General features: G+C 64.1%; 12 protein-coding genes. 4 read left to right on the top strand and 8 right to left on the bottom strand.

Translation table 11 applies throughout. From position 1 onward, the window contains the following. From YH62_RS15315 to YH62_RS15290, 6 genes are all read right to left on the bottom strand, one after another. A partial coding sequence (locus tag YH62_RS15315; RefSeq protein WP_046795045.1) for an aldo/keto reductase occupies positions 1–809 on the bottom strand: 809 nt, incomplete at its 3' end. A 67-nt stretch (positions 810–876) separates the two neighbouring features. Then, positions 877–3,051: a xanthine dehydrogenase family protein molybdopterin-binding subunit gene (locus tag YH62_RS15310; RefSeq protein WP_046795044.1), complete on the bottom strand. Its 2,175-nt coding sequence runs from the start codon at positions 3,049–3,051 to the stop codon at positions 877–879. After that, a complete protein-coding gene (locus YH62_RS15305; protein ID WP_046795043.1) occupies positions 3,048–4,043 on the bottom strand; it encodes a xanthine dehydrogenase family protein subunit M in 996 nt (331 codons plus the stop codon). The genes YH62_RS15310 and YH62_RS15305 overlap by 4 nt, the downstream gene beginning before the upstream one ends. 3 nt (positions 4,044–4,046) lie before the next feature. Continuing rightward, positions 4,047–4,679 carry a (2Fe-2S)-binding protein gene (locus YH62_RS15300; protein WP_046795042.1) on the bottom strand — a complete coding sequence of 211 codons (633 nt, stop codon included), beginning with the start codon at positions 4,677–4,679 and terminating at the stop codon, positions 4,047–4,049. Between the two features lie 164 nt (positions 4,680–4,843). Next, positions 4,844–5,428 carry an intradiol ring-cleavage dioxygenase gene (locus YH62_RS15295; RefSeq protein WP_046795041.1) on the bottom strand — a complete coding sequence of 195 codons (585 nt, stop codon included), beginning with the start codon at positions 5,426–5,428 and terminating at the stop codon, positions 4,844–4,846. Between the two features lie 25 nt (positions 5,429–5,453). Further along, complete coding sequence (locus YH62_RS15290; protein WP_046795132.1) at positions 5,454–6,416, bottom strand: MBL fold metallo-hydrolase; 963 nt, start codon at positions 6,414–6,416, stop codon at positions 5,454–5,456. An 89-nt stretch (positions 6,417–6,505) separates the two neighbouring features. Here YH62_RS15290 and YH62_RS15285 point away from each other — a divergent pair, with 89 nt between their 5' ends. Next, positions 6,506–7,462 (top strand): LysR family transcriptional regulator, encoded by a 957-nt coding sequence (locus YH62_RS15285; protein ID WP_046795040.1) that lies wholly within the window; start codon positions 6,506–6,508, stop codon positions 7,460–7,462. Between the two features lie 214 nt (positions 7,463–7,676). On the opposite strand, the gene YH62_RS15280 is transcribed toward YH62_RS15285, so the two are convergent. Beyond that, the gene (locus tag YH62_RS15280; protein WP_082118357.1) at positions 7,677–8,597 is read right to left on the bottom strand and encodes a hydroxymethylglutaryl-CoA lyase; all 921 of its coding nucleotides are present in this window, start codon (positions 8,595–8,597) and stop codon (positions 7,677–7,679) included. After that, entirely contained in the window at positions 8,594–9,973 is a 1,380-nt protein-coding gene (locus YH62_RS15275) for a PLP-dependent aminotransferase family protein (protein WP_046795039.1), read from the bottom strand. Before YH62_RS15275 ends, YH62_RS15280 begins: the two co-directional genes overlap by 4 nt. Before the next feature lie 137 nt (positions 9,974–10,110). On the opposite strand from YH62_RS15275, the gene YH62_RS15270 reads away from it, so the two are divergent. From YH62_RS15270 to YH62_RS15260, 3 genes are read left to right on the top strand one after another with little or no spacing between them, the layout of a single operon-like run. Further along, positions 10,111–11,418 (top strand): hydroxymethylglutaryl-CoA reductase, degradative, encoded by a 1,308-nt coding sequence (locus tag YH62_RS15270; RefSeq protein WP_046795130.1) that lies wholly within the window; start codon positions 10,111–10,113, stop codon positions 11,416–11,418. A 57-nt stretch (positions 11,419–11,475) separates the two neighbouring features. After that, positions 11,476–11,934, top strand: a complete 459-nt coding sequence (locus tag YH62_RS15265) for a hypothetical protein (RefSeq protein ID WP_046795038.1) — start codon at positions 11,476–11,478, stop codon at positions 11,932–11,934. A gap of 1 nt (position 11,935) precedes the next feature. Next, on the top strand, positions 11,936–13,318 hold the full coding sequence (locus YH62_RS15260; RefSeq protein ID WP_046795037.1) for a tripartite tricarboxylate transporter permease: 1,383 nt from the start codon (positions 11,936–11,938) through the stop codon (positions 13,316–13,318). Positions 13,319–13,333: the final 15 nt, after the last annotated feature.

Below are 13,333 nucleotides of genomic sequence, written 5' to 3'. Positions count from 1 at the left end.
AATTCCCGCGCGAAGTCCGGCAGCGAGCGCCCTTCCACCACCTTCATCAGGCGGGCCTTTTCGAGCGGAAGGTTGATGACGACGCCGACCCCGCGGGCGGCGGCGGTCGGCAACAGGCGGCGCTCGGCGCTGCGGTTGAAGATCGAGTAGTTTGTCTGAATGAAATCGACACCGCCACGCTCGACGAGCTCGGTGAGTTGATCCTGCGCGCCGGTTTCATGGTGGGTCACGCCGACGTAGCGAATGCGACCTTCCTTCTTCCATGCCTGCATGAGGGGCAGGACGACCGGGGCGTTGACGATGCTGTGGCACTGCATGAGGTCGATCGTGTCGCGCCAGATGCGCAGCCTCGACTGCTCGAAACTTGCCACGGCATGGCTCTCGTCGCCGAGATATTCGCCGGTCGACCAGATTTTGTTGGCGACGAAAATCTCGGATGCCTCCGGTGTGCCTGCGAGGAACGCGCCAACAGAGACTTCCGCCGACCCGTAGAGGGGCGACGTGTCGACGACCCGGCCGCCGCCCGCCACATAGCGCCGAAAGACCTCCCCCAGATTCTTGCGATCATCGCCCGGCAGTGCGTCAAAGGTCAGGAAGGTGCCGAGGCCGAGTGTGGTGAGGGTCTGCTCCGTTCTCGGAATCGTTCGTGTTCGTGCAGATGTCGTGGAGGCCGCCGCCGGCGCGCTCGGTTGGCCTTGGGCGTGGGCCATCCCGGAAAAGAAAGGTGTTGAACCCAGTATGGCGGCTCCCGTGCCTAAAGCACCGATGAAGCCGCGCCGGCTGAAACCAGAAACCTGCTGTTCGCTCATCCAATAGTCTCCTCTTTGTAAGCTCATGCACGGATCTCGGCGCGCCGCGGGCTGGGCGATCGGCCCCCTAGAAAAGATGTTCGATGCGGATCGGCAGTTCCCGAAGCCGCCGCCCCGTGGCATGGAAGATCGCGTTGCCGATCGCCGCGGCGACGCCCACCATGGCAACCTCGCCGAGCCCTTTCACGCCAGCCTCGTTAAGCAGCGGGTCCGGTCGATCGATGAAGCCCACCTCAATCGCGCCGATATCGGCGTTCACCGGCACGACGTATTCAGCAAAGTCGTTGTTCAGCACGCCGCCGAACCGCGGATCGATCTCGGCTGTCTCGCGCAGCGCCGCGCCGATGCCCCAAACGACTCCGCCGCGAACCTGGCTTTCCGCTGTGCGCGGGCTCACGATACGGCCGCAATCGACGACGCTCACGATACGCGGCACGCGGACATGCCGCGTCGTCGGCTCGACACGCACCTCGACGAAGTGTGCGATGTAGCTGAAGCTCACGAAGGGCTCGTACTCCGGGCCGGCGGCTGCGGGTAGGCCCCGCTGAAGCCGATCGAACACGGTGTCGGGCTGGCCGGGTGCCTGCAGGCGGGACTCGACCTCAATGTAGGGCCGTCGCCAACGAGCGAGCATCTCGTGGATGGTGCCGCGAATGGGCCTTCCGTCCCTGAATTCCTCAAAGCGAGCCTGCATCGCCTGCACAGCCCTTCGAACGACCGGAACCGAGCTAGCCGTCCCCCAGGAGCCCGCGGTGACATGCTGGGGCGCGGCGTCCGGGTCACCGATGACGATCTCGACGCGCGCCGGATCGATGGCTAATCCATCGGTCACCGCCGCGAAGATGGCGGTCCGAATGCCCTGCCCCATCTCATGGCCACTGAGGGAAATCCGGGTCGTTCCGTCTGCTCTGACCCGAAGGCGCGCGATCGCCGGGGCCATGGCAGCCTTGTACGCGCCAGCGGCGACCCCCCAACCGATCAGCGTGCCGTCGGCAGCGCGCATCGACCCAGGCGCCGGGTCGCGCCGCGACCAGCCGAAGCGTTCCGCGCCGTCCCTGAGGCATTCGGCGAGGAAGCGTGACGAGAAGGGATGCCCCGTGACGGGATCCGTCTCCGCGTCATTGGCGAGACGAAAGGCCAGAGGGTCGCGGCCAGCTGCATAGGCCAGTTCGTCCACAGCGCTCTCGAAAGCGAAGGCAGCGGGATGCTCGAACGGCGCACGCATGTAACCCGGCGACTGCACGTCAGTGCGCACGAGCCGCGCAGTGCTCGTGTAGTTCGGGATGGCGTAGAGCCGTGCGGTGATCTCGCTGAAGCTCGCTCGGAACGTGTCCGGCCGGCTGTTCTGCATATCGGCGTCGTAACTTGCCGCCACGATCCGTCCATCGGCATCCGCGCCCAGCCGGATCCTGTGGCGGCTGGCGGGACGAAAGCTTGCGGTGTGAAAGAGCTGTGCCCGCGGCATGACGAGCTTCACCGGCCGGCCGAGCAGCATGGCGGCGCGCGCGGCCAGCACCGTCTGCCCCTGAAGGGAGTTCTTCTGGCCGAAACCACCGCCGAGATAGGCGCTCTCCACTCGCACGCGCGCGGGATCGAGGCCGAGAGCCGCCGCCATGCCGAATTTGAGTGCGCCGGAGTTCTGTGTTCCCTCATGTATAGTCAACGTTCCGTCGCGCCATTCCGCGACGGTCGCGATCATCTCCATCGGGTTCTGGAACTGCGCCGGGGACAGATACTCAGCGTCTACACGGAAGGTCGCGGAAGCAAGCACTGCCTGCGCATCCCCCATGTCATGACCGGGTTGCGGAGCGAGGACTTCCGCGCGCGTATCGCCGAGAAGCGCTGCGAACTGCTCCTCCTCGTAGCTGGCCTCGACCAGCGCCGCGGCCTCGATCGCGATCTCCAAGGTTTCTGCCACCACAAGCGCAATCGGCTCGCCGCGATGGACGAGGCGATCAGACAGCATCGGCTGGTGGCTCTGAAAGCCGAAGCCACCGCCCATGAGGTAGCCAGCGGATTTCACGCCCTTAAAGTCGCGCCAGGTGAGAACCGCGAGGACGCCATCGACAGCCCGCGCCGCATCGATATCGACAGCGGCAAGGCGTCCGCGCACGATCCGCGAGGGCACGGTCATGGCGTGGGCGACGCGTTGCATCGGCATATCGGCGGCAAACCGTGTGACGCCGCGCACCTTGTCGCGGGCATCGACCCGCGCGCGATCGGGATAGATGGTCTGGTTCATCGGCTCGGGCTCCTCTCCGCGGCGATCATCAATGCGTCGGCGACGGCCGCAGTGCCCAGCGCAACCTTGAAACCGTTATGCTGGCCGGGGCGAGCATCGGCGAATGCCACTCGTCCGGCCTCCAGGGCGGCAGCGCGGTCGAGGCGCTGTCCAGCCAGCGCAGCCTCGGCCGCCGGCACGCGCCACGGCCGGGTCGCGACACCTCCGAGAGCGATGCGTGCCTGCCTCACCATGCCGTCATCCAGCTCCAGCGCTACGGCCGCCGAGACCAGAGCGAAGGCGTAGGATTCTCGGTCACGTATCTTGTGGTAGGTCGAGGCTTGCCCCAGCCGCCCGACTGGAACGCGGATGTTCAAGATCATCTCGTCCGGCTCGAGCACCGTCTCGAGATGCGGCGTGTCGCCTGGAAGGCGGTGAAGATTGGCGACCTCAAGGGTGCGCATTCCACGCGAACCGTGGACATCCACCGTGGCGTCGAGGGCGGCCAGAGCAACCGCCCAGTCTCCGGGATAGACCGCGATACAGGATCTACTGCCACCGAACAAAGCATGGCCGCGGTCCAAACCGTCGAGCGCAGCACACCCGCTTCCAGGCATTCGTTTGTTGCAGGGATATTCGGGACCGTTCCGGAAATAGGCGCAACGGGTCCTTTGAAGCAGGTTACCTGCGAGTGTTGCCATGTTGCGCAATTGCGGGGAGGCTGCTTTCGAGAGCGACTCTGCAAGCACCGGCGCCCGCTGGAGCACCGCCGGATGGGCGGCCGCATCGCTCATGGTGACCAAGGCACCGAAGATCAGCTCGTCTTGATGGGAGCGTATCTCGTCGAGGCCGGCGATACTGGTCACGTCGACGAGGTGGCCTGGCGTTTCGATGCCGAGCTTCATCAGATCGTAAAGTGTCGTACCGCCGGCGAGAATGCGGGCTCCGGTCGCTGATTGAACCGCGTGGATCCCGTCGATGGATGTGGCGCGCGCATAGGTGAACGGTCGCATTGCTCAGCCTCCCATAGTCACAGCGGCGTCTCGAATCGCCGCGACGATGCCGACATAGGCTCCGCATCGGCAGATGTTGCCGCTCATGTATTCCCTGATCTCAGCTTCGCTGGACGCATGGCCCTCCTGCACGCAGGCGACCGCAGCCATGATCTGCCCAGGCGTGCAGTAGCCGCATTGGAGTGCATCGTGATCAATGAACGCCTGCTGCATCGGATGAAGCGGTCCGTCCGCCGGCGTTAACCCTTCGATGGTCAGCGCTGCGCGCCCCTCCATCTTCGCGGCGAGCGTCAGGCAGGACGCCACGCGGCGACCATCGACATGCACGGTGCAAGCCCCACACTGACCATGGTCGCAGCCCTTCTTCGCTCCAGTCAGGTCGAGTTGCTCACGCAACACGTCGAGCAGCGAGGCGCGCGGATCGACCGACATTTCGATTGGTCGCCCGTTGACCTGAAAATGGATCGTCAGGTTCATTTCGGGCCGGGCAACCGGTGCTGACGGCGTCGCGGCTGTCGTCTCGCCAAACCCGACGAGCGTGACGCCGGTCATAGCCACGCCGACCAGCATCACGTCGCGTCGATTGATCGACAGGTCGTGGCTTCGGTCATGAGGCGATGGGTCGTGTTCACTCATGGATTTTCTCCCTCCGAGTAGTATTTGCTCGTGGTTGACGGTGTCAGGTGACGCTCCATTGCCGCGCCCGCCGGCTAGTTCACTGGCGCCAAGCCACATACGATGACCGCTCCGACCCGTGAAAGGAGCCGGCAACGAGCGACCTTTCATCATCACCCATTGGCTCAGACCACAAAGTCGAAGCGTGCGAACTGACCGTCGCCCGCGGGGTTGATCGTCATGAGCAGCGTTTCATCGAAGATCCGATCGTGCGCATTGCCCGGCTCGCCCGGAAAGAAGAGCTGCGTCGTCAGAACATCTCCGCCCGGCCGTTGAACTTTGAAATGGAAGTGTCGCGTGCGTCCCGGATAGAGCGCCGGCACGACGGTGTTGAACCACCAGCGCCCCTGCTCGTCGGCGAACTGATGTCCTCGCAATCGGAAGCCTTGACGATCGTACTCGCCGTTTTCATCTGCTTGCCAGATTTCAACGAGGCTACGCGGCGTTGGGCGGCAGCGATCATCGAGGACATAGCCGGCGATGGTGATGCGCTCGCCGCCCGGCGCATCCGGATAGAGATCCTGTTTCAACGGTGAATTCGGCTTGAAGAACGGACCGGCCTCACGGGCGGGCGTTGGTTCATCTCCATCGGCGCAGGCGCGCGTCAGCGGCAGCGACGGCGCCTCCTGTCCGAAGGCGATCGCTCCGGAAAGCGGCACGAGCGGCATGGCGAGAAAACCCGAAAGAAGTGCGCGCCTTGATGTCGTCATTGCGGGGCCTCCGTGGTTCACCGGATCAGAACTGCCAGTTGACCGGGACCCAAGCGTAGCCGGCGTCGATCTTGAGCATTCGGCCAAGGCCCGGGAACGGATAGTGGAAGCCGAGAACCAGGAGCCGGTCTGCCGCCGCCATGTCGAAGATGCGGCGGCGGGAGGCGAGGGCGGTGTCCTTGTCGCGATCCGGCCCAGGCAACCACGGCCGGTCGACATTGACGATCGGGTGGTAGGCGAGATCGGCCGTCAGCAGGAGCTGATCGCTCCCGGAGTGGACAAGGAAGTTCGCCATGCCGGGGGTGTGGCCGAATGCCGGAAGCGTGGCCAGCCCAGGGACGATCTCCTCGCCGGCTTCGTAGAGCTCGATCCCGCTGGTGACGGGTTCGACGCTCCGCTTGATGGCGGCTGCGAAATTGCGGCGGAAATCCTCGGGCACCGGCATGTAGGAAAGGTCCGGATCGTTGCGGACGAAGAAGTCCCAATCGGCACGGGGCGCAAAGACGGCCGCCCGCGGAAATGCCTTGCCGCCGTCGGCGGTTCGAAGGTTGCCGACATGGTCCGGGTGCGTGTGCGAGACGACCACGACGTCGATGTCCTCGGGCGCCAAACCGATGGCGGCCAGGTTCTCGAAGATGCGTCCGCCTTGCGGACCCATAGTCTGCCCGGCCCCGGCTTCGAGGAGGATCCGCCTGCCATTCGTCTCGACAAGAAGCGTGTTGATATTGAGCATCAGGCGGTCTGTCGGCAGGAAGGCGCGCCTCAGAACTTCCTGCAGTTCCGCCTCCGGCGCATCGCTGGCATAGACCCATGGAGGGCCGCCGATCAGCCCGTCGCTCAACACGGTCGCCGAGATATCGCCGACGCGAAAATGGTAGTGGCCAGCATTTCCAGCCTGAGCCGGGGTCGGCGCGGCGGGAGCAGCCTGCGCAAAGGCCGTGCCGACCGGCAAGATCAGCCCCGTCACCGCCGACGCGGCTGTCAGCATGATCTTTCTGCGGTTCAGTGTTATTTCACCCATGTTCTTGACCTCGTCCAAATCCCTGATCGCAGGTGCCGCGTTTGATTTCTCTAGGGATGACACAGGTCGGGCGTGCAGATAAGCTAATCAAAACGGATCAGCTTATTAAGCAGGACTTTGCAATGCGGCCGCTACGCCTTGATAGCCTGGAGATATTCGAGGACGTCGTGCGCCGTGGTGGTTTCAGAGCCGCCGCGCTTGGCAGGGGCGTTTCGTCGTCCGCCATCAGTCAATCGATCAGCGTGCTCGAGGAAGCGCTGGGCATCCGGCTCTTGAACCGAACGACACGCAGCGTGGCGCCTACTGAAGCGGGCGAGCGGCTTCTCGAGCGGCTGAGGCCCGCTCTTCACGATATCAGAACGGCGATCGACGATCTCAATCAGCTTCGCGAGCGCCCATCCGGCACCGTGCGGATCAATGCACCGGGTCCGGCCGCCGACCACGTTCTGTGCCCTCTGGCCTTCGAGTTCATGAAAATTTATCCCGACGTCAACATCGAGATCGTCAGCGATGCCGCGATCATCGATATCGTGGAGCAGGGTTTCGATGCCGGCGTGCGCTTCGGAAACCAGCTTGCCCAGGACATGATCGCCATGCCGCTCGGCCCCGCCCTGCGATATGCGATCGTGGCCTCGCCCGATTATCTTCGCAGGCGCGGTCGACCCGGCTCACCGCACGACCTCTTGCTGCACGACTGTATTCGTCGCCGTTTCCCCGGCGGAACCATGGTGACGTGGAAGTTTGAGAAGGACGGCGAGGACGTGGAAATCACTCCGAAAGGCCGATTGACGCTGAGTTCGGCGCATCAGGAGCTCCAGGCCGCACTTGCGGGATCGGGGATAGCTCACCTGTTCGAGGATTATGTCCGCGACGATGTCGAACAAGGCAGACTTATCGAATTGCTCACCGACTGGAAGCAGAAGCTGCCGAGTTGGTATCTCTATTATCCGAGCCGGCGGCATACGAGCGCGGCCATGCGGGCTTTCCTCGAATACATCCGCAATCAGAGATGATGTCCAATCATCAAGTAATGCTCAGCACGCCGCATAGGCCCAGGATTCTTGTGCCGCTAGAGACACGTTCGTTGGGCTGTTTTATCATACCACTGGAACGCCACAGCCAACGTCGCCGCGATGTATGGCCCGCCTACCAATCGGCAGGAAGCGGTTCGGATCATCCGCGCGGCCTATGTCCGGGCGTTGTTTTCGACATCGCCGAAGGCCGCGTTCAATCCGGATCGCGGCGGTTGTTTGCGGCGAAGACCCTTGCGACGCCGGAGGCGGGCTCATGGCCAAGCTTCGCGCATGTTTCGAGCGCCACCCGGCACAGCGCATCGATATCGATGCCCGTGCGGATGCCCATACCTTCAAGCATATAGATAAGCTCTTCGGTCGCGACATTGCCGGTCGCCCCCTTGGCATAGGGGCAGCCTCCAAGCCCCCCGACCGAGGCGTCGAACACCCGCACGCCTTCTTCGAGGCAGGCCAGTATGTTCGCCAGCGCCTGACCGTAGGTATTGTGCGCGTGAAGCGCCAGCGCGGCGATCGGAACTTCGCCGGCGATGGCGCGAACCATGGCGGCCGCGGCGCGCGGCGTGCCGGTTCCTATCGTATCTCCCAGCGAGATTTCGTAGCAGCCCATCCGGTGCAATCGTTTCGCAACATCGACCACCGCCGCCAGCGCGACCGGTCCTTCGTAAGGGCAGCCCAGCACACATGAGACATAACCCCGGACGCGGATTTTTGCCGCGCGCGCGCCTTCCATGACCGGTGCGAACCGTTCGAAGCTTTCGGCAATCGAGCAATTGATGTTCTTTTGCGAAAAGCTCTCCGATGCGGATGCGAAGATCGCGATTTCCCCGACACCGGCATCAAGCGCGGCCTCGAACCCTTTCAGATTGGGCACCAGCATGGGGAAGTTCACCCCCTCGCGCTTGGACAGGCGGCGGAAAACCTCGGCCGAATCCGCCATTTGCGGCACCCATTTGGGCGAGACGAAGCTGCCCGCCTCGATGGTCGTCAGACCTGCGGCGATCAGGCCTTCGATCATGGCCACGCGATCGGCGACGCCGAGCGGGCGCGCCTCGTTTTGCAGGCCGTCGCGAGGGCCGACTTCGACCAGCCGGATATGTTCCATGTTTTTGCTCATGTGTCCGATGTTCCAAGTTCGTGGCGTAAGAAGGCGCAGAAGCGCGGGTCCGCGCCATAGGCGACGTTGACCCGCATTCCCGGCCGGCGGGGCGGATCGCGGTCGGGGTGAAAGACGCTTGCCGGAGCGACGAATATGTCGGCTGCGGCGGCACGACGGCAGAATTCACGCTCATCGATCGATTGGGGCAGGGGAACCCATAGATAGAATCCCGGCACGCGCGGCAGCGCCACCTCCAGCCCGATGTCGGAGAGCGCGCGGACGGTCGCCTTGGTCGCGTCCTCCATCCGGTTGCGCAGGCGGCGCAGATGCTTGAGATATTGGCCGCTTTCGATCATGTCCGTCACCAGCCGCTCCACATGCGCGGAGGTTGCGACGGTGGTGATCATCTTCAGGTCGACCAGACCGCGGATCAGCTCCGGGTCGCCGGCGACATAGCCGCAGCGCAGGCTGGCCGAGAGCGTCTTGGAAAAGGACCCGACATAAAGCACGCGCCGCTGCTGGCCGAAGGCCGCGAGGCGCGGCAGGGTGGGCGCCAGCAGATCGGCGAAGATATCGTCCTCGACGATGCGGAAATCATGGATCTCCGCCATTTGCAGAAGGCTGAACGCGGTGGCGGGTGAAAGCGCGCCGCCGGTCGGATTATGCGCCTGGCTCTGCGTAAAGAAGACCTTCGGATGATGCTGCGCGAGCTTGTCCTGAAGATCGGCGAGGTCCGGACCGTCCTCAAGACGACGCACCGGGATAACTGTCGCCTTGGCCAACCTGAGTTTGGCGAAGAGCGGATAATATCCGGGGCTGTCGACAAAGACCGTATCGCCCGGCTCGATAAGATGGCGAATGATCAGGTCAAGCCCATGATTGACTCCGCTGGTCAGCATGATGCCGTCCGGCTCGGTCGGGATCGATCTTTCGGCAAGCGACATGCGCAGCCAGTCCCGCAGCGCGCCGAGACCCCAGGAACTGCCATAGCCGAACTCGATTTGCCCGGTCGCCGTTCTTCCGGAGCGCAGGATGCGGCGCATATGCCCGTCCTCGGTCCAGCTTGCGGGAGGGCGGCCATCGCCGGGGCGGGTTTCGTAATGCTGGTCGAGCTGCTCGCGAAGCAGCGAAACGATGCTCGTCGCCTCGGTGACGTCCGGCCGGATGCGGGGCGCGGGAGGAGGCCGGTTGCCGGTGATGTAATAGCCCGAACCCTGCCGCGCCACGGCCAGTCCGCGCGCGACGAGACGATCATAAGCCTCGGCCATGGTGTTTTTCGAGACGCTGAACTGTTCCGCTCCACCCCGCACCGAGGGCAGTTTCTGCCCGGCGCGATAGAGCCCGGACGAAATCTGTCCGCTGATCTGCGCGACGATGTTATCCACCCGGCTCATGACTTGTCCCAAAATCACGTTGGGACAGTGTTGTTGATTTACCCACCAACTGTCCCTTGATTGATGCGGGAATTTTAGGACAGTTTACGTTGAACGCAAGCTTCGGCTTCGTGATTGCCGACTGCCGGGAGGATTTTTTGAATAGGACGCCAAAACGGACCGCGACCTCGCGGCTCGAGAACTTTCGCAATCTGTCGCCCGCAGAGCGGCTGGATCAGGTGGCCGCCGCGGCCGGGCTCGACGACGAGGCGCGCGCGACGCTTGCTGCGCCCGATGCGCTGCCGGTCGACCGCGCCAACGGCATGATCGAGAACGTGATCGGCACGTTCCAGCTGCCGCTGGGCGTAGCGACGAACTTTGTGGTCAATGGCCGCGAATATCTGGTTCCGATGGCTGTGGAAGAGCCTTCGGTCGTTGCGGCGGCGTCCTACATGGCGCGGATCGTGCGCGGCTGCGGCGGCTTCCAGACATCGTCCACGGCTCCGGTCATGCGGGCGCAGGTCCAGCTTCTCGGCGTCACCGATCCGTTCGGTGCGCGGCTCGCCATCCTTGCGGCGCGCGACGAAATCATCGAGGCGGCGAATGCCAAGGACCCGGTTCTGGTGAAGTTCGGCGGCGGATGCCGCGACATAGAGGTCCATGTTTTTTCCTCAACGGCACGCGGCGCGATGGTCGTCCTGCATCTTTTGGTCGACGTTCGCGATGCGATGGGCGCCAACACTGTGAACACCATGGCGGAAGCGATCGCTCCGATCGTCGAGCGCATCACCGGCGGCGAGGTGCGGCTGCGCATCCTGTCGAACCTTGCCGATCTGCGCCTGGCGCGCGCCCGCATCGAGGTAACCGAGGAGGCGCTGGCAACCAAGGATTTTTCGGGCAGGCGCATGATCGAAGGCATTATCGATGCCTATGAGTTCGCAGCCGTCGATCCTTATCGTGCGGCGACCCACAACAAGGGCATCATGAACGGGATAGACCCCGTGGTGGTGGCTACCGGCAATGACTGGCGCGCGATAGAAGCGGGAGCTCATGCCTATGCGGCACGCTCCGGGCATTACACGTCGCTCACGACATGGGAGGTCAACGCGAAGGGCAATCTGGTCGGCACGATCGAGATGCCCATGGCTCTCGGCCTCGTGGGCGGGGCGACGAAGACCCATCCGGCGGCACAGGCCGCGCTGCAGGTTCTGAATGTCGGTTCCGCCGTGGAACTGGCCGAAGTGACCGTGGCTGTCGGGCTTGCACAGAACATGGCGGCGCTCAGGGCGCTGGCGACCGAGGGGATACAGCGCGGCCATATGGCGCTGCATGCCCGCAATATCGCCATCGGCGCCGGCGCGACCGGCGAGGAGATCGATATCGTTTCCCGCAGGCTTGCCGCCGATCATGACGTGCGTGCCGCGCGAGCGGAGGAAATTCTGGCCGAAATCCGCAAGGGCATCTGAAATCCGCGACCGGGGGAGGGGGAGCTTCGCCGGTCGCCTAAATCATGGGAGGACAACATGACGGATCGAACTCCGGCCCGCGCGGCGGGTACGGAAGGACAACTTGCCGAAATCTGGGGCGACGTCGTATCGCGCCCGCAGCTTGGCAAGGCCATTCTTATCGGCGCGGCGGTGAGCCTTGCCGTCTACGGCATTGCGCTGGAAACCATCGCACCGCTTGCCGCCACGCCGGCCATCGGCAAGGCGGTGGCAATGCTTGCCGGCATTATCGGCTGCATCATCGGCGGAGCGATTTGCGCCCGCGCCTTCAGGCCCAAGCGCGTCGTGGTCGAGGAGGTTCCGACCGGCGCCATGTGGCAGACCGAAGTGCTCGACCAGCTCGTGCAGGAGGGTGGTCCGATCGGCAAGGTCGAAGACCTGCCCGCCTCCGTCGCCGGAGAGATGAAGGAGGTCGGGCTTTACGACCTCTTCCGCGACTATGAGCGCAATCGTGCCCGCAGCGGGGAGGGGAACTGATATGGACGGCTTGCTTTACGAAATTCTCATCGCGCTGGGGCTCGGATTGCTGGGCTCGGTGCTGTTTTCCGCCATCGGGCTGATCTCGGGTACTGACGAAACGACGACGATCGCGCCGGTGACGCTGCTGGTGGTGCTGCTCGGCGCGCCGCCCGCCGGCGTCTTCACGTTCTGGATGTGCGCTGCGGTTTCCAAGCACATGACGCATGCCGTGCCGACGGCGCTGCTGGGCATTCCAGGCGACACGATGGCGCTGCCGCTGCTGCAGCAGGCGTCGGCCTTGCGCAATCTCGGTGCGCCGCATATCGCATTGCGCAAGATGCTTGCCGGATCGGTCATCTCGGCCTTCATCGCGGTGCCCCTGGCGGTGCTGTTTGCGGTGATCCTCGCGCCGTTCGGCAGCTATATCACCGCTTCGGCCCCCTGGCTTTTCATCGCGGCTTCCGTGCTGATCGCCTATTTCTCGGCCGGGCGCTGGGCTTCCATCATCGCGCTGATCCCGTTCACCCTGCTCATCGTGGCTCTGCAGGGATTTACGGCGGGGCATGACGTGAAGCTGGGCGTCAGCTATTTTCTGGGCATCGCAGTTGGCCCGCTGGTGGCTGAACTCGTCTCGGCGGCGTCGCCGCTGGAGCGCAAGCGCATGAACCGCAGCGAACTGCGCGAAACGACGCTCGCGCCGGACGTCAGGGGATGGGGCGGATACTTCCCGAACCCATTTCGCGTGCTCGACCGTAGCCAGACGCGGGCCACGGCGGCCGCGGCTGCCGTCACCAGTGCGACCTTCGTTTTCAGCCCTGTGGCGATGACCGTGATCGCGGGCGAGGTGGTGGGAGCCCGCATCAAGCACGCCTATCACCGGCTGACCTCCGTTCTCGCCGTTCGAAACGGCGTGACGGAATCGCCCTCCACCGCCGGGGCGCTGACCCCGCTGATCGCCTTCGGCCTGCCGCTCAGCCCGGTTGCTGCCGGTCCCGCCGCACCCTTGTTCAACGCGCCGCCGCGTTTCACAGTCAACAGCGAGACGGGCGTGGTCAACAACCTGCACACGATGCTTTCCGTGCCCGAATTCCTGATCTGGGGGCTGGTTTCGGTCGTGATCGCCACGGCGATCGCTTATCCCTTCGCGATGAACCACGCGCGCAGCGCCGCGGTCTTCGTTGCAAAGCGCATCAGCCACGAGGCGATCATCGCCACATTCGTCGGGCTGGTGCTGGTGATCGGCCTATGGGAGGGCGGTGTCCTGGCCTTGCTGGTCATCCTCACCGTGGGACTGGTGGGCGGTCTGCTCTATCGCGTGCTGGGGATGAATACCGGCGTCCAGTTCATGGGCTACTATGCAGCCGTCTTAAGCGTTCCGGCCCTGCTCAAGCTGATCGGGTAGCCGCGCTATTCCACA

This window comes from Rhizobium sp. LC145 (assembly GCF_001005825.1).
Taxonomy (GTDB): Bacteria; Pseudomonadota; Alphaproteobacteria; order Rhizobiales; family Rhizobiaceae; genus Neorhizobium.
This window is presented reverse-complemented; position numbering and strand designations above follow the sequence as displayed.

Excerpts from the sequence above, each read along its gene's own strand:
- YH62_RS15295 (WP_046795041.1), bottom strand. The coding sequence starts at position 5,428 with ATGACGACATCAAGGCGCGCACTTCTTTCGGGTTTTCTCGCCATGCCG.
- YH62_RS15260 (WP_046795037.1), top strand. The coding sequence starts at position 11,936 with ATGGACGGCTTGCTTTACGAAATTCTCATCGCGCTGGGGCTCGGATTG.
- YH62_RS15305 (WP_046795043.1), bottom strand. The coding sequence starts at position 4,043 with ATGCGACCGTTCACCTATGCGCGCGCCACATCCATCGACGGGATCCAC.
- YH62_RS15290 (WP_046795132.1), bottom strand. The coding sequence starts at position 6,416 with ATGCTGACAGCCGCGTCGGCGGTGACGGGGCTGATCTTGCCGGTCGGC.
- YH62_RS15300 (WP_046795042.1), bottom strand. The coding sequence starts at position 4,679 with ATGAGTGAACACGACCCATCGCCTCATGACCGAAGCCACGACCTGTCG.
- YH62_RS15280 (WP_082118357.1), bottom strand. The coding sequence starts at position 8,597 with ATGAGCAAAAACATGGAACATATCCGGCTGGTCGAAGTCGGCCCTCGC.
- YH62_RS15310 (WP_046795044.1), bottom strand. The coding sequence starts at position 3,051 with ATGAACCAGACCATCTATCCCGATCGCGCGCGGGTCGATGCCCGCGAC.
- YH62_RS15285 (WP_046795040.1), top strand. The coding sequence starts at position 6,506 with ATGACACAGGTCGGGCGTGCAGATAAGCTAATCAAAACGGATCAGCTT.
- YH62_RS15275 (WP_046795039.1), bottom strand. The coding sequence starts at position 9,973 with ATGAGCCGGGTGGATAACATCGTCGCGCAGATCAGCGGACAGATTTCG.
- YH62_RS15265 (WP_046795038.1), top strand. The coding sequence starts at position 11,476 with ATGACGGATCGAACTCCGGCCCGCGCGGCGGGTACGGAAGGACAACTT.